Raw genomic sequence first — 17,188 nt, 5'->3', positions numbered from 1 at the left:
CAACGCGAAGGATCCAGTAAAGTCTTGACATAGCAATTAAAAGGGGAGCAAATGATTTCGAAGAAATCACAGAACAAATCCAAGGGTAATTTTATCGAGACTCAAGCAGTCGCGTTCTTGATGCGCGAAGGCTATGAAGTCGTGGCCCGCAATTATGCTTACCACGGCGGAGAACTCGATATTGTAGCCCGTGACGGCTCCACCCTCGTATTTGTCGAAGTCAAATCCGTATGGAACAATCAACAAGGAAATCCCGCAGCCCGCGTGAATGCGCTCAAGCAAAAGAAAATTTGGCACACGGCCTGCCATTTTTTGGCAACGCAAAAAGAGATTGCACCCAAAGGATTTGATGAGCCATGCCGCTTTGATGTTCTGAGCGCCCGCGCTTACCAACAACCGCTCCAATTTGCCCATTACAAGAACGCGTTCGAAGGTTCACAAGTCATTCCGACTGTTTAAAACGCAGCTTTCGCACAGACTTTGTAAACACTAAGAAACATAACAACCTATTTTCAGATTATTCTCATTTGTATCGCAAAACACTACTTTTTGCACCCCCTAATTTTCTAAAATTAAGGTGTTAAACATTTCACCTGCGAAGTTTATTATGCGTTATTCGTTTGTAAATAAAAAGAGTTCCCTCGCCCGCTTGACTGTTGCATTCGGGCTTTTTTTCCTGTTTTCTTGCGCCGGTAACACACCCGATGTAAACACCACGCCCACGAACGAAGTTTCGGGCAATACCGATGGTTCCTATTATGACGATGAATCCTCGGAAACGGATTACACATCCGAAGAACCAGTCGCCCCGAGAGCAACCGGCGGCACCATCGAAACAAGCGGCTACACATTCACCGCTCCCGATAACGGTTGGACAATCATCGGTGGCGAAGATAACGCACCCTATGAATTCTATAACCCGCAAACAGGCCGTCGCGCCGTCCTCGTCGAAGTAACACTCCCCGAAGGCGAACCCTTGCGACTCATGGACCGCGCCCAAATCGAAATGCAGTCCTTTGAATCGAGCGGCAAAAAAGCATCGCTTGCCGAGACTTACCCCGAAGAAGCATTCGGCACCACCGGCGCATTCTTCGATGTTGCAGGCAAACGCTACGACACGCCATACGAAGCCGTCGGTCTCGTCATCGGCGCCGGGAACAGAGTCTTTACGCTCACGCTCTCCGCAAACGACGTTCAGCTTACCGCAGGTGCACTCAAGCAGGAATGGAAAGATTTCTTCGCAACATTCAAACTCAAGGACGTTGTAAAGGAAGCAGTCTCGGAACTTTCCGATGAACGCATCACGCAATACTCTAGCGCAGACCTCGGCTATACCTGGAGCACCAAGGATACGCTTTGGCACAACTGGACAGGCGTCGCCAAGCAAAACGAAGACCCCGATTTAGTCCTCAGCAACAAGAAAGAAGATATTTCCTTGTTCGTATACGGAGCCATCGTCCCAAGCGAAGAAGTCAGCCAGCAAGACATGTTCAAGGTTCTCCTTAACCGCCTCGGACTTTCAATGAACGATCCGTCCATTGAAGTTCAGCGAGTCAAGGTCGGTGACCGCTACGCTCAAGAATTTACCCTCACCCGCGTTGTCAACAACTTCGACTTCTACTATACCGGCCGATTCTTCTACGACAATGGCCGCGGCATCCTCATCGCGACATGGACTCAAGGCATCAACAAAAAGAAATACGCCTCGGTGATGAAGAACGCTGTCGAAGGCCTCAAGGTTGGCGCCATGCCGAAAATGGCAAGCGATGATGAAGCCCGTAAAAAACAGAACAAGTTTAATGCAGCAGTCATGAGCCAAGTGGGTATTCTCCGTTTGCTCGAAGACCAGCCGTTTGTGGCCCTCAGCTACTTTGAACGCGCCAACAAGATGGACCCGGAAGAACCGCTCTACCTCATCAACTGTGGTTTTGTGTACCAGATGAAGGAACTTTACGGTCCGGGCATCAGCTACTTTACAAGCCAAATTGACCTTGTGCGCAAGAATGGCAAATTGCTCTCGATTCTCGGCGAAATGTACGAAGCGCTGTTCGACTATGGTCACGCTCGCGAATGTGCCGAAGGCGCCCTCCGCTACACCCCCAACAATCCAGAATACGTCATCAACCTGAGTGATGCACTTTGGGGACTCGGACAACGTCATCAGTCCCTCATCGTCGTGCAGCGCCTCTTTGACACGCAGCCCAGTTCCCGTCTCGGTGTCTATCTCGCCAAGACCTACATGGGACTTGACCAATACGCCGAAGCTGTTGATATTTTGTACGGAGTCCGCGGACGTTTTGGCATGAGCAAGGATTTGGGTGAAACTCTCATGGACGCTCTCATGTTCCTCGGCCGCTACGAAGAAGCTCGCGCCATCAGCGAAGAAACGCTCGCCAAGGCAAAGAACGACTATAAAATTTGGACGATGCACGGCAAGATTCTCTTCTACAGCCGTAACTACCGCGAAGCAGAAAAGGCTCTCACCAAGGCTCTCTCCCTCCGCCCGGATAACGAAGACGCCAAGAGTTTCCTTTCTGCAACCAAGGCTTATCTCGGCAAGGCTGACAACCGCACGCTCCAAAAGCCGATTACTCCTGTCGAAGATCGCACCGCTGACTTGAAGACGCTTCTCCGCCCGCAGGCAAAGCAGACCGCTGTCGAAGGCGACTTCCCGGCCGTTATCCATTACCAAAAAGAAGCCCTCAAGGCAGAAAAAGGCGCCAACTGGGTCCGCAGCGAAGAAATGCTCCTCGAAATCTTGGACCAGCGCGGTGCAGCCATCTATCGTGAATTCACGTTCGACTTCTTGCCGGGCTTTGATCGCATTTACCTGAACGCACTCGAAGTTTACGACAGCAATTGGAAACTCAAGCAGAAGGCTACACTCAACGGAGCCTACATCACCTACGCTACAGAAATCGGCGGTGGCAATGAATCACAGACCGCACACTTCCCGCTTTCGGAAATTGCTCCGGGTGACTTCATTTACATGCAATTCAGCCGCACGAATCTCCAGAACAAGGGCATGATTCCGTACACCAACTACGAAAGTAGCCGCGAAGTGCCTGTCGGAGAATCCGTCTTCCGCATTTACGCCGACACAACACGCTTTGTCACTGAAGAATACGGTCCGCTCGAAAAGACCGCCATTAAGGGTGGCATTGAATGGAAGATTGAAAATCCCGTGATTGTCCGCAAGGAACTTTACATGCCCGTGTACCGCGACTTTGGCGCAGGCCTCATGCTCACAGGCAAGCAGGAATGGCGCGATGTTGGCGACGATTACCAGAACCTCATCAGCCACCAGTTCAAGCAGGCCGTCAAGGTTCGCGAGCAAGCGTTCGAAGTGCGCGGCAACAAGATTGGCGATGAAGCCGTCAAGGCTATTATCAACTTTGTCCGTCACGACATCCGTTACCGCGATGTACGTTTCGGCGGCCACAGCCTCATTCCGCAAACTGCAGAAGTGACCCTCAAGGAACACCGCGGCGACTGCAAGGACATGGCACTCTTGCTCAAGGACATGCTCGAAGCCATTGGCGTCAAGAGCTACCTGACGGCAATCCACCTCACCGAAGAAGGATTCTCGCACTTGCCGACCATCCAGCAGTTCAACCACATGATTCTCTACATCCCGAAGCAGGGTAAGATTAGTGAACGCTGGGTTGACGCAACTGACAAAACTGGAAACGACCGCCCTGTACCGCTTGACATGGAAGGCAAAGTCGCCCTCGTCATCGATGGAGACCAGAGCCACGTTGTAACCACCCCGATTCTCGAAGACAACCAGGAACACCAAATTGCAATCCAGCACGACCTCTTTATTGGTGAAGACGGCAAATGCGAATTCCGCGATTCCGTGCAGCTCCAGGGCAAGTTCGCCAGTGCCATCCGTAACAAGTTCTTTGGTCGCGATGTGAAGGACCAGGAAAAGCTCTTGGAACAGTTCCTCGCCGCAGGCATACCTGATGTAAGCATCGGCAACATCCGCATCGAGAACCTCGAGCAGTTCAACAAGCCTCTCATCATCGTGAACACTTACTTGTCCAAGGGTTACTTTGGTCAAGGCGGTTCCGAACTCAAGGGACGCTTCCCGAACGTCTGGGAAAGGAGCCTGTTCAAGCTTCCGAAAGTTGCAAAGCGTCATCACCCCATCCGTATGCCGCACGAAACAATTTTCAGCTTTAAGTTGAACATCAAGACCGCAAGCGGCCACTCGGTAACCATCACCGAAGCAAAACCGCTCAACCATACTCCAGACTACGTAAGTTTTGAAAAACAACCGAAGTCCAAGGCTTCTAGCGGAATCAAGTGGACTACGTTCGCGCTCTACGCCGATCCGACCGAATACGAAAAGATTCGCGAAGAATGGAATTACCTCTTGAGCGAAACGAGCCCGATGATTACAGTGAAGTAGGAGTCACAATGCGCGCATTAATACTCTCTGACATTCATGGTTCAGCCTTGGCTGCAAGGCAAGCATTAACGTTCTTTGATAAGTTCAACTGCGACAAGATTATCTTGCTTGGCGACACGCTTTATCACGGGCCTAGAAACCCGCTCCCGGCAGGCCACGGCCCCATGCAAGTCGTCGAAGCACTCGCGCCTTACAAAGACCGCATAATTGCCGTCCGCGGGAACTGCGATGCCGATGTAGATTTGATGATGCTCGATTTCCCTATCGAAAACGAATACAAAGTCATCGAGGACAAAGGCTTCCATTTATTCCTGAGCCACGGGCACATCTTTATGCCGGAATGTTTCCCGAAAGACGCGCTAAACGCCATCGAATCTACGGGAGCCGCGCAATCCTCAGCGCAGTCGACAATGCAGTCTCAAGCCGAGGCGAATAAAAAGCCGCAAATCGATGCCTACCTGTTCGGCCATACGCACATTTGGAAGCTCGAAAAGAACTTCCGCGATGTTCTCATGGTCAATCCCGGTTCTACAAGCCTCCCCAAAGGCGGAAACCCGCCGACCTTTGGATTCTATGAATGTACGCCAGCAACTGCAAACGAGCCTGCACATGCGAAATTCAGCATACACACGCTGCAGGACGGCTCGGAAATTAAGTCCGTGACTTTATAGAAATACGAAACGGAGATGCCCGATCAAGTCGGGCATGACAACAAAAAGGAAATGTTTTTTACTGTCATGCCGGCCATAGTGCCGGCATCGCCTTTTATACCGTGTAAGGTGATCCCGGAATAAAAGCAACCAAGGCGAACGCTGCGAAAATGCACGCATTTTCATAGCTGAGCCGAAGGGCTTTATACTTGTACAAATCCGGGGTGACAATGCGGGCATAACTATGCAGGGGGTATGGCGCACCACCTGCTATTTTTTTCTTACATTTGAGTCATGGTTTTAAACGTAATTTGGCTCGTCTTTTTCTTTGGTGCATTTATCGCATGCATCGTCCAATGGCTCGCATTCGGTGACTCCGGCATTTTCAACAAGGCTATTCTCGGGGCGTTCGACATGTCCAAAACGGCTTTCGAAATCGCCCTCGGCCTCACGGGCATTTTGAGCCTTTGGCTCGGCATCCTCAAAATCGGAGAAAAAGCAGGCGCAGTCCAGATTCTCGCCAAGATTGTCCAACCGCTCTTTTCGAGACTTTTTCCGCAAATTCCAAAAGGACATCCGGTTGTAGGCACCATGCTCATGAACATCAGCGCGAACATGCTCGGCCTCGATAACGCAGCAACTCCGATGGGTCTCCAAGCCATGAAGCAGTTGCAAGAGCTCAACCCGAACGAAGACAAGACCGTCGCAAGCGATTCGCAAATCATGTTCCTTGTTTTAAACGCAAGTGGACTTACGCTAATTCCTGTTAGCATAATGACTTACCGTGCCCAGCTCGGCGCCGCAAACCCAAGCGATGTCTTTTTGCCGCTTTTGCTTTCCACATTTTTCAGCACCATCGCAGGTATTTTCGCACTCAGCTTTTTCCAGAAAATCAAGCTCAAGGATCCCGTAACCGTCGCATGGCTCGGCGGCATCAGTGCATGCGTCATCGCCATCATGTTCTACTTTAGCCACCTCACCGCAGAAGCTATCGGCACAACGAGTCTCTTTATTAGCGGAATTGTTCTATTCGGCATTATCATTGCATTCCTCGGCCTCGCCTGCTACAAGAAAGTTCAAGCATACGAAGCATTCGTCGAAGGCGCCAAGGAAGGATTCAACACCGCAGTCATGATTATCCCGAACCTCGTCGCCATTCTCGTTGGCGTTGCGGTTTTCCGTGCTAGCGGCGCCATGGACCTTGTTATGAATGGAATTTCAGCATTACTTGGCCTTATCGGAGTCGGAAACGACGTTGTCCCGGCCCTCCCCACCGCCCTTATGAAACCCCTCAGCGGTAGCGGTGCCCGCGGCATGATGATCGACGCCATGAAAAACCTCGGCCCGGACAGCTTTGCAGGCCGTCTCAGTTGCATGTTCCAGGGAGCTGCCGACACGACATTCTACATCATAGCAGTCTATTTCGGTTCCGTGGGCGTGAAAAAGACCCGCCACGCCGTCACATGTGCCCTCATTGCAGATGCTGTCGGAGTCATTGCTGCAATCATTATTGCCTACATATTCTTCCCACCAATCCACTAGTATTTGTAATCAAAATCAAGCGTTCTAAAATGGAATACATCCAAAACATATAAAAAAAATATTTTTTCCCTTTTATGAAATTTTTATTTACATTTAGAGCACTAATTCGGTGTATAATGTGTGGACATTAAGGGGCGGAAATGGACTACGTCATTTTCAGTAGCGTATATAAAGATTTTAGGGATGCTATTCTTGATAATGTGCCTGATATTTCAGCATTGATTAAGCGCGTTTCCAGCGCGATTCCTCCAGTTTGCAATATTCTAAACATTGGTTTCATCAAAATTAAACTTATAGCCCCAAGCTCCATTATATCCAAAGAAGGATTAAACGAAGAAAGAATTGTTTACGAAGATACCACCGGTTACGAGCAGTTCCCCTTAATCCAGACTTATCGAACGGGTGAAAATGGAATGGCCACCATCGAAGTCCGCGCCAAGAAAAACCACAAATTTACAACACCAGAACTCCAAGCTGCAAAACTCGTCTGCGACGACCTTTTCATCATGTTTGGCAGAGCACGCCTTATGGGCGCAATTCACTATGCAAGTCAAACAGACACCATGACTGGTGCCCCCAACACGGCAAAACTGGTTCACCACAGCATTGAGCTTAAATCCAAAAACAAGCTGCAGAATTTCAGCGGCATTTTCATCAATCTTAAGAATTACAAGTACATCAACCAGTCGAAATCCCCTGCTATTGGAGATAAGGGTATTACCATCTTTACGCATACAGTCATGGCAATGTGCCACGATGACGAAATGATTGCAAGACTGGGCGGCGACAACTTTTTTGTTCTTGTCAAAAAAGAGAACAGAGACGAATTCATCAAGAAATTGACCTCGGTGAACATAAACGTTCCGATACCGCAATCACAACCTATCCCGCTTACGCTACAAAGCCGCATGGGCATTTACGATATCCAGCCCAATGATTCGATGAACGAAATCATGCATTGCAGTTCCGTTGCGCTAAACGAGTCCAGAGTCCATCCCGGAAACGACATCGTCTTTTTCACAAGGAAAATGCTCGACAGAGCCTACCACGAAAAGGAAATTTCGTCGCTTTTCCGCGAGGCTCTGCGCCGCAAGGAATTTATCGTCTATTACCAGCCCAAAGTGTCCGTCAAGGATCAAAAGCTTTGCGGTTGCGAAGCGCTTGTGCGCTGGAATCGCAATGGCAAAATAATCGCTCCCGTTGAATTTTTGCCGATTCTCGAAAAAGAAGCCACCATCTGCCAGCTCGACTTTTACGTATTCCGCAAAGTATGCGAAGACATCCGCTCCTGGATTGATGCTGGCATGGAACCCGTCCGCGTTTCTTCGAATTTCTCAAGGCACCATCTGCGCAACCCGCACCTTATGGAAAATATCTTGAACATCATGAAGGAATTCAAGATCGATAGCAAGTACATCGAAATTGAACTGACGGAAGCCTCCGATTTTGAAGATAAGGTTTCCATGCAGAAATTCGTAAATGGTCTCCGCGAGAACAACATTAACGTTTCTATCGATGACTTCGGTACAGGGTACTCCACATTCTCCGCCATCAAGGACTTGAACGTCAACGTCATCAAGCTCGACAAGTCGCTCCTCGACCACATTGGAGACGAAACACACCACGATGAAGTTGTCATCAAGAACATGGTGAACATGATCAACGAACTGAACCTCGAAGTCGTAGCCGAAGGTGTCGAAAACAGCAAGCAGCTAGATTTTCTACAAGACGCAAAATGCTCTACGATTCAGGGATTCCTTTTCGACAAGCCTCTCTCTAAGGAAGAATTCGAAAAGAGACTTTCGAACAAAATCACTTACACGCACATTTCCTAGAAGAACATCCAGACGGCCATCCACAAAACGATAAGCCCGAATTCAATTTCTCTAGAAATTCTTGCCATAAAGCAACAACCGAGAGCAATTTCGGCAATGGCGGCAAGGCGTATCCACGGGGCTTCGGCCCCCGCTTGATAAAGCGAGACATTCCCTACAAGTTCCACCCAAAGCCAGAATGTTTGAGCAAGCACCATAAAGCGCCTGCGGTTTTCGCGAAGTCCGGTCGTAAACACACACAACGCAAGTGCAAGCATACGGAACGGGTAATTTTCAAGTACAGGGTTAAACAGATTCCCAACAAAGACCGTATAAAGGCAGCTTGTCAAGACAATCAGGAACATCACGAGCGTAATGCGGAACATTCCCTTCATTTTCCAAAGGAACGCCGCAAAAATCAGGCACAAGAGGCATGCCACTGCATTTGCAAACATGCTCATTTTCGATTCCCCCTACGCCTTTTTACGCCAAGATGCACAAAGGGTTGCAAACAGACTAACAAGCAGCTCACGTACGCCCCAAACGGGCCCGCAAGAGTAATCCAGTCCGAAGAAAAATAGCCATACGTTACTGCAGCAAGGACTCCACACAGCACTGGCAAACGAACCACCTTGAATTCCGGAGCCGAAAACGGAGAGTAATACTTTTTCTCTTCCACATCGGGCACTTCGCCATCCGAGTTGCCGCTTTCTTCGCCCATCAGGATTTCATCGTTTTCAAAGAACCGCGAAAGCAAAAAACGCACGCCAAAGAACAAAGCGACAAACAGCGTACCCCCTGCAAACATAAGACTTGCATTGGCAAAATTCGCGTTGGCGAAAAAATGATAATCGTTGTGGTTCACCACGAAATCGCACTTTAGCAAAATACCGAACAAAATACTCAAGACAACTAGCAGGCGTCCCCAGAGATTTTCGCGAACAACCTCAAAGAACAGCAACTGCGGGATAGCGCAGGCAAATATAAACGAAGCAAAACTGCCCCCGCCCTTCAATAAAATCAACCAAAGGAACAACAGCGACATAAACCAGCTACAGAGCATCAGGAATCGCCCAATCATACGGTTGTAGTAATTCTCGAACGAAAGCAGTATAATCGAATTGGCAAGCCCCATATAGAATACACACGCAACAACGTTCACCGGGAAAAACGAGCCCTGCCATACGGAATTTTCAAACTGCGCAAAGCCAAGCGCAAAAGACGAAACCACCCAAAACACCGTCGGAAGGATAATCCATGCAAGCGGCCGCCTAATCTTTGCGAGTTCCTTGCAGAGCGCCAAATCTTCAGCCGAATCCGCCGCCACAAGATGCGTCACAAAAAACAAAAGCGATATAAAGCCAACAATACCAATGCTATACACACCGCTATCGATCTTGATTGAGTTCGAACAAAGCATCGCAAGCGCAATAGCGACAACAAGGCTGCACAGGGAACTCAGTTCCAACAAAAGCGACGTACGCCGGTGGATTTTCACCTTCATGATGAGCAAGAACGCCGAAAGGAGAACACCCGCCTGAGACATCCCCATCCAAAAAATGAAGAGAGTCTTGGGGAACTTCCAGCTACCGCTATTATGCAAAAGCAAATCAAGAGAACCATCCCAAAACGTGCCTCCTACAGAAAGCAGTAGTAGCAAACATAGTGCGATAAAAACAATTGTAACGACTTTGTTGTTCATTGTTAGTTACACCAAGAACGAACCTCCCCCTCTACAATATATTTTTTTATTTTTGATGTCGTTTTTCACATTTTCAAAAAAGCGACTTTTCATGAGCACTATAGAGATTATCATTATTGCGATTGTCGAAGCGATGGACTGTTTTGCGGTCGCCATTTCGACCGGACTTTGCAAATCGGGAATCAAGCGCTCGCGCGCAGGGCTCCAGGCCGTTTCTTTTGGCGTTTTTCAGGGCGGCATGACCATGCTCGGATACTTTCTCGGGAGCTTCGCGGAACGCTGGTTCAACACCGTCGGAACGCCGATTGCCTGCGGAATCCTTTGCATATTGGGCGGTCGCATGATTTTTGGAGCCATCAGGGGTGACGATGAGGCGGTCTCGTGCAAGCACTTAAGCCTCACGAACATTTTGCTTTTGTCCATCGCCACAAGCATCGACGCCTTTGCCGTTGGAATTTCGTTTGCTTTTATGAGCGTCAACTTGAGCTTTGCCGTAAGCGCCATCGCATTTGCAAGTTTTGCAGCAGGGATTATCGGTTTTGAAATCGGACGACATACCGCCAAGCGATTTAAGACGAAGATTCCCGAACTTATCGCAGGGATTATCCTCATTGCCATCGGCGTGAAGATGTTATATTAACATATAACCTTCTTATTTTTTCGGTAATAATATGAATCAAAAAGAAAAAGAACTCGTATCCAAATTAGAGAAAGTTACTTATCTTCTGACTGCACTTTTTACATTATTCATTATCACCTACATTGTAGTCGGTTTTATTCTTTTTCCATCAACAGTAAGCAAGGTCTATTATTTTTTGAACAACAAAGACTTCACTTACAAAGATCGGATCATAGATAAAATCAGCCTTACAACCAAAGCATTTCTTTATCCATTCAATATGGGTATAGATAAGGAAAAAGTAAACAACCAACTTAAATCAGACTTAGAAAAATACATTAAATATACCTGGACAAACGAAAGACCAGCGAATTTGAAAATGAGTTACGATCCTCACTTCAACGGCAGGCATTTCATTTTTGACAATAGTTTGCTATTCAACGAATTTGACTATTACCTAGTATTGTTTATGCAGGAATGCAATTCTCTTGAAAAGAAGAATCTTTCAGATAAACAATTCAATATAAAAGCCAACGTCTGCAACCGCGTAATCGTTACAAACTTCAAACGTCACATATCTAACACAAATCGCATGACCTTTATATTTCGCATCATGAAAGGCCACCTTCTAGATGCGATAAAAAAAGAAGTTTTATCTTACGTTCCTATTAAATTAAAAGAACTCAAAATTGATTCTACCGTTATAGACTCTGCAATTTCTTCGGATTCTACAAGTATCGAGCCACAAATCGACGCTAAGCCAAACATTCCAAAACAATAATTACGCCTATGAGTGAGCAGAAAGATATTGACCGTACCCGCTATTTTGAATTAAAGAAACAACTGGAAGAAGCTAGCCGTCTTTATTACAAGGACGGGGTCTCCCCCATGAGCGACCAGGATTTTGACTTTGGGCTCAAGGAGATGGAAGCGCTTGAAGCGAAGTATCCAGAATTGCGCGGTAAGGAATCGCTCACGCAACGGGTCGGTAGCGACCTCACGAACGATTTTGCAAAAGTCGCCCATGCCGTGCCGATGCTCAGCATTGCAAACGTCTATAGCGAAGAAGAAATGCGCGAGTTCGTTAAGGCCGCAGAAGAAGGAATTGCCGATATCGAGAGTTCACTGGATCCTTCGCACTCCCGCGCTCAGGATGACACAACAAACAACGTCATTGCGAGCGAAGCGAAGCAATCTCCTACACAATCTACTAAAAAATGGATTTGCGAGAGGAAGATCGATGGGGTTAGCCTTTCGGTGGTTTACGAGAATGGTCGTCTGAAGCAGGCGGCGACTCGTGGCGATGGTGCTCAGGGCGATGACGTGACGTTGAATGCGCTCACAATTGCGGATATTCCTGAATATTTTGACGCGAAGAAATTGAAGATTGACCCGAGCGAGATTCCGCAGGGTACGTTCGAAGTCCGCGGTGAAGTCTACATGGAACGCGAAGCATTTGAACGTTTGAACGAGCAGTTCATCTTGGAAAACAAGAAGACGTTCCAAAACTGTCGCAATACGGTTTCGGGCTCGCTCAAGCTCAAGAGCGTTGCCGAATGCAAGACGCGCCCGATGCGCTTTTTTGCGTACCACATTCCGCAGAGCAACAACAAGACTCACGAAGAGAACTTGAAGCAGCTCAAGCGTCTCGGATTCCATACGAACGATTATTGGACCGCCGATACGGTCGATGAAATCATGGCGATTTCGGAGAAGATTGGTGCGAGCCGCGACAGTCTCCCGTTCGATATTGACGGCATGGTCGTGAAGCTGAACGATTTGCAACAGCAGCGAGAACTCGGCAGCACAAGCAAGAGCCCGCGCTGGGCCATCGCTTACAAGTTCAAGGCGGAACGCGCTTACACGCCGCTTTTGTCTGTAGAATTCCAGGTCGGTCGCACCGGTGCCGTGACGCCTGTAGCCAATCTCGCACCCGTGCGCCTCGCAGGTACAACCGTGAAGCGCGCCACCCTCCACAACTTCGACGAAGTGGCAAGGCTTGACTTGCACTACGGCGACACAGTCGGCGTAGAGAAGGGTGGCGAAATCATCCCGAAAATCACCGATGTCAAGCGCGAGTTGCGTCCCGCCGGAGCCTCCCCCGTCGTGGCACCCGAAAAATGCCCCGTGTGCGGAGAGCAACTCACACACATCGACGGAGAAGTGATTCTCCGTTGCGAAAACATGCACTGCCAAGCACAAGTGCAATGTCTGTTTGAGCATTTCGTAAGCCGCGAAGCGATGAACATCGAAAATCTCGGGCCAGCGCTTATCGCAAGTCTCCTTGCCACCGGCAAAATCAAGCGCATTCCAGACCTTTACCGACTTACGCTCGAAGACCTGGAATCGCAGGAACGCATGGCAAAGAAGAGTGCGAAAAACGTCTTTGACGCCATCCAGGCATCCAAGCAAAAGAGCCTCGAAAATCTGTTGCACGGCCTCGGCATCCGCTTTGTCGGCCGCACAAGCGCCCGTAACATAGCGAAGCATTTCCGCACGCTCGAAAAAATCCGTACAGCTACGGTCGAAGAATTGCAAAACGTAACCGACGTGGGTGAACGCATCGGAAAATCCGTTTACGAATTTTTCCACACGCCGCTTTACACGAACGAAATTGACGAACTCGTAGCACTCGGACTCCCGACGGAATTCAAGGGCGTTGTCAAGACTTTATTCCAAGGTCAAACTGCAGTCATCACAGGAACGCTCCCGAACATGGACCGCGACGAAGCGCGCAAGCTCATCGAAGAGAATGGCGGCAAGGTCTCCGGTTCCGTGAGCAAAAAGACGAGCTGGGTTTTGGCAGGCGAAGCGGCAGGTTCCAAGCTCACCAAGGCAAACGAGCTCGGAATTCCCGTGCACGACGAAGCATGGCTTATGGCTCAGATAGCTAACGCCGATGAATCCGACGACGCCACAAACGAAAATGCGGGCAGTTCCGCGGGCAATTTTGCAAACGAAAAAGCGAGCGTTTCAACAACGCCCGCAGAAGATCAAATGTCGCTAGATCTCTAGTCCTTAACGCAGCGGACGTTGCAATTCGAAGTCGTTTTCTGAGCGTACTTGGTCAAATCAAATTCATCATGGCGAAGCATATAAATGTATGCAGAGCCTTCTTCATTCATGTCTGCGCTACAGAAATATGCCGAAGTCAATCGACCTGTAAAGAATCCATTTGCAGTTCGGTGTCCCGCATAGATTCCCGTAAAGCCAACAAGATCATCACCGACATGGACTATGTTATCAAATTCCTTGGGATCACTACTTAAAAGAACTTTTCTCGCCGAATAAGAATTGCCGTGGAACCATAAATTGACAAAAGCATTGAGTTCATCCCATTCTTTATTAGACGGGACATGGAATCCTTCCGGGCATACATTTTCCACCTTGGCGCTAGCCCCAAGAATACCATCCCATTGATAAAGTCGCCCATACTTTTCGCAATATTCAAGAGAGTCGCCATAGCACCAGCTCGGTTCCACTTCATAGTTCAAGTTTTCGGCCATCCATACTTGATTACCGATTCCAATCGTCTTGTATTCCGAATTGTCGCGGCTATCCACCAAAACACCCTTTACAAGCGAATCTGTCGAATATTTCCACGTGAATTTGTTGCAATAATAAATGGAATTTTGATACTGGTGGTACCCCACATGATTAGCATTACAGCCATAGCCCAAAGTATATTCCATTTCGTTCGAATAGCCCATTTCTCCATTATTGCAATAGAAATAGAGCGTAGAATCGGTTTTACCACGGCGAACTTCTTCCTTTTCACCACACGGATTTGCAATTTTTTCCAGTTCCAGTACAGAACCCGTTTTATCAATATCTGTCGCCTTGCGGAATTTACCATCGACACACACCACTTCAACAGTTGAGTCATTGGGTAGTTTTTGAACAATACCTATCTCACATTTTAGATTACGAGACCAATATGCAATATAATCTTCCTCCGTACCCGTAGCAGCCCAATGCAGATAATCAGGAGCATTATCTTCCGCCTTGCATACGAGATACGAAGGCTTGCCCATGGACTCCGAAGCGAGAACCATACCAAACTTTGAAGAAACACATGCAATACCTTGTTCAATGTGAGCACTGACCCATTTGCCCTGAATAGAATCATAGGCATAGAGGAATGACGTAAAATTCGCTTTTATCACTTCACCATCATGACCTTTTTCAATGCCATACAATTCCTGAAAAGTACCGTTTGGACAAATCCAGCCCGTATCTTTAGAGCACATGTAAGGTCTTTCAAAATAGCGGCTCAAAGGATTTGTAACCTTCTTTACTTCCCCATCGTTTTTGTCGGAACATTCTCCAAGACCATTTGTCTGTCCGAACACATAGCCACTCAGCTTAGTAACAAGGTAATCTGTTTTAGGAATAGACTTTACCCATAAATTTCCTTCTATCATATCAGCATATTTCGTTTTAAACGTATCGATTTTTGCTGAATCCGTTTCAAGCATCCAGAACACAGCCGTATCAGAGCTCAACTGGCTAGAAAGCCTTGTATAAGGGATACGCGAAAGCATTTGCCATACGGCTTGAAGTTCCGCATCTTTTTCGTTCCCTTCAATTTGATTAGACAGTTTAATATCAAGTGAAGTGGACAACATATACTCCATAATTTCATGCTGAGCGGTTCTTTCAGCAGAATCAGAAGGTATTCCCTTTTTCATCAAATAGAGAATCCTGTTGTACTCCATATTTGTCATAAAATTCACATAGACAGAATCCACCCTGCTCAAGTCTGCAAAGCTCCAATATCCGCTTCTCGACATTTTATTCCTAACACACATTACAACATTAGACGATCGTAATTTGAGATTTTCAAATTTGAAGACATTCGGATACGTCACATATGTTGTAAATTCGCGACCGGTCCAAGAAGCACTAGAATCCAGTTCATACAAAGTCACTTCGTACTTGGTGCCACCCCTATCAATAGAATTATAATCTTCACTTGAAATAAAAGACGCAACTCCAACTAATTTGTTTAATTCATATTCAGGAGCGTTATCTTCGCTTTCGATATTAACACCTTTAGATACTTCACTACAGCCCATCAAAGCAAGCAAACAAAGCACGATTCCTAAAACATTCAGTTTCATATTCATCTCCCCTACTTCAATGGTTCCTGCTTTGGAAGGTTTTCATCGCATTCACTCATGTCAACAGCAGGCAAATAATATCCATAAGAATATTCGCAACGGTAGCACTTGCGTCCACTCTTTCCATAGCGATTCAACGTTTCTTTCGTACAAGCAAAGCCGACACCACTTTCGGCAGCACTAGCCTTAGTCCATCCAACAGAGCCGTCGTACATGCGCCCCCACTTGTAATAATCATCCGTACAATATGTTCCTTTAGTCAAGTGGCCCGGAAGCGTATCGCCCACAGAAGAGTTCAGAACAATCATGTCCAAATCATAGCATCCATTTCTAGGAAGGGTCCACCCTAATGTATCGCAATACAGGAACTGCGTCTTGTTAGATTCGGTAGCCTTTATTTCATGATAGTTTTCCGCAGAGCAGTTTCCGAGATTATACTTCTTCTGCCAGATGTTATTCAAGTATTCCTTAACTTTGTATGCATCGGTTTTATAGCCGAATCCAGGCACGAAATCATCGAACTTATCGCAACTTGAATTATGATTAAAATAATACGCATAGCTCCAATAAGTCGAGAACAGCGAATCCGTCAAAACATCTTCTTTCAACAATTCGTCAAGTCCACCAGATTTCCACACATAAGTCTCGTTAAGGACATTCACGCCCAACAAGTAGTAATTGTAGTCCCGCAACGTCGAAAGATTCATCTTGCTAAAGTCTTCGTGCAAAGAATCGAGCAGGAACAAATCCGAAATTTCTTTTTGCAGGAAAGCCATCGACGAATCAAAAGAAAGCCCACGGTCTATGTAGCGCTTTAAACGTTTCGCCTGCATATGCGTCAAAAGGTTCACGCTTATCGAATCGCCTTTACGAACATCCGCATAAGCTTCTAGAACCTTCCAACTAGTCATAGGTTCTGTTTCATTATTGTCATAGCAATTGGAATAGAAATTGCCATTCACTTCAAGGTAAACATAGGGCTGTGTAAGTTTGACATTCTCAAGGGAAAAATGCCCAGAATAATCATCCACAAAACCATGGTACGCCACACCTGTTTGCGAAAGCGTGCTATCAACTTCACGCAAAACAACCTCAGTCATCGAATAACCACGCGTTCGATCAACATAGCCAACTATAGTCCGGGTATCCTCTTTTGCGTTTTCCACTTGCGGAACATTCGACGGAGAATCGTCACTGCAAGAGCTCAAAAAATTGCCCAAGCCAAGGATCATTGCAATGATCGGGATATACTTAATTCTGCAAAAAATATTCATTTAATTCACTCTCTTCCAATGATGTATAAAATAGAAATTTCAATAAC

The 17,188-nt window shown here is 47.2% G+C and carries 12 protein-coding genes; 8 read left to right on the top strand and 4 right to left on the bottom strand.

The window, feature by feature from the left end:
- The first annotated feature begins 51 nt into the window (after positions 1-51).
- The 5 genes from BUA34_RS02320 to BUA34_RS02300 all read left to right on the top strand — a co-directional run bounded on the left by BUA34_RS02320 (position 52) and on the right by BUA34_RS02300 (position 8,444).
- The gene (locus BUA34_RS02320; protein WP_072827113.1) at positions 52-459 is read left to right on the top strand and encodes a YraN family protein; all 408 of its coding nucleotides are present in this window, start codon (positions 52-54) and stop codon (positions 457-459) included.
- A gap of 148 nt (positions 460-607) precedes the next feature.
- On the top strand, positions 608-4,417 hold the full coding sequence (locus BUA34_RS02315; protein ID WP_072827112.1) for a transglutaminase domain-containing protein: 3,810 nt from the start codon (positions 608-610) through the stop codon (positions 4,415-4,417).
- 8 nt (positions 4,418-4,425) lie between these two features.
- Positions 4,426-5,088, top strand: coding sequence for a phosphodiesterase (gene yfcE, locus BUA34_RS02310; protein WP_072827111.1), 663 nt, complete (start codon positions 4,426-4,428; stop codon positions 5,086-5,088).
- A gap of 273 nt (positions 5,089-5,361) precedes the next feature.
- Positions 5,362-6,609 (top strand): nucleoside recognition domain-containing protein, encoded by a 1,248-nt coding sequence (locus BUA34_RS02305; RefSeq protein WP_072827110.1) that lies wholly within the window; start codon positions 5,362-5,364, stop codon positions 6,607-6,609.
- A gap of 140 nt (positions 6,610-6,749) precedes the next feature.
- The gene (locus BUA34_RS02300) at positions 6,750-8,444 is read left to right on the top strand and encodes a putative bifunctional diguanylate cyclase/phosphodiesterase (RefSeq protein ID WP_072827109.1); all 1,695 of its coding nucleotides are present in this window, start codon (positions 6,750-6,752) and stop codon (positions 8,442-8,444) included.
- Here BUA34_RS02300 and BUA34_RS02295 read toward each other — a convergent pair.
- Positions 8,441-8,884, bottom strand: coding sequence for a hypothetical protein (locus BUA34_RS02295; RefSeq protein ID WP_072827108.1), 444 nt, complete (start codon positions 8,882-8,884; stop codon positions 8,441-8,443). The genes BUA34_RS02300 and BUA34_RS02295 overlap by 4 nt on opposite strands.
- Positions 8,881-10,125, bottom strand: a complete 1,245-nt coding sequence (locus tag BUA34_RS02290) for a hypothetical protein (protein ID WP_072827107.1) — start codon at positions 10,123-10,125, stop codon at positions 8,881-8,883. Before BUA34_RS02290 ends, BUA34_RS02295 begins: the two co-directional genes overlap by 4 nt.
- A 91-nt stretch (positions 10,126-10,216) precedes the next feature.
- On the opposite strand from BUA34_RS02290, the gene BUA34_RS02285 reads away from it, so the two are divergent.
- The 3 genes from BUA34_RS02285 to ligA are packed head-to-tail and all read left to right on the top strand — an operon-like array spanning position 10,217 to position 13,759.
- Positions 10,217-10,765, top strand: a complete 549-nt coding sequence (locus BUA34_RS02285; RefSeq protein ID WP_072827106.1) for a manganese efflux pump MntP — start codon at positions 10,217-10,219, stop codon at positions 10,763-10,765.
- Positions 10,766-10,796: 31 nt separating this feature from the next.
- The gene (locus BUA34_RS02280) at positions 10,797-11,525 is read left to right on the top strand and encodes a hypothetical protein (protein WP_072827105.1); all 729 of its coding nucleotides are present in this window, start codon (positions 10,797-10,799) and stop codon (positions 11,523-11,525) included.
- A gap of 8 nt (positions 11,526-11,533) precedes the next feature.
- The gene (ligA, locus tag BUA34_RS02275; protein ID WP_072827104.1) at positions 11,534-13,759 is read left to right on the top strand and encodes an NAD-dependent DNA ligase LigA; all 2,226 of its coding nucleotides are present in this window, start codon (positions 11,534-11,536) and stop codon (positions 13,757-13,759) included.
- Here ligA and BUA34_RS02270 read toward each other — a convergent pair.
- Entirely contained in the window at positions 13,756-15,867 is a 2,112-nt protein-coding gene (locus BUA34_RS02270; protein ID WP_072827103.1) for a fibrobacter succinogenes major paralogous domain-containing protein, read from the bottom strand. The two genes, ligA and BUA34_RS02270, sit on opposite strands and share 4 nt — an antisense overlap.
- 11 nt (positions 15,868-15,878) lie before the next feature.
- Positions 15,879-17,141, bottom strand: a complete 1,263-nt coding sequence (locus BUA34_RS02265; RefSeq protein WP_072827102.1) for a hypothetical protein — start codon at positions 17,139-17,141, stop codon at positions 15,879-15,881.
- Between the last annotated feature and the right edge of the window lie 47 nt (positions 17,142-17,188).

Source organism: Fibrobacter sp. UWB12, assembly GCF_900142485.1.
Taxonomy (GTDB): Bacteria; Fibrobacterota; Fibrobacteria; order Fibrobacterales; family Fibrobacteraceae; genus Fibrobacter.
Note: the sequence above shows the minus strand (reverse complement) of the source record. Positions and strands in the feature narration are given on the sequence as shown.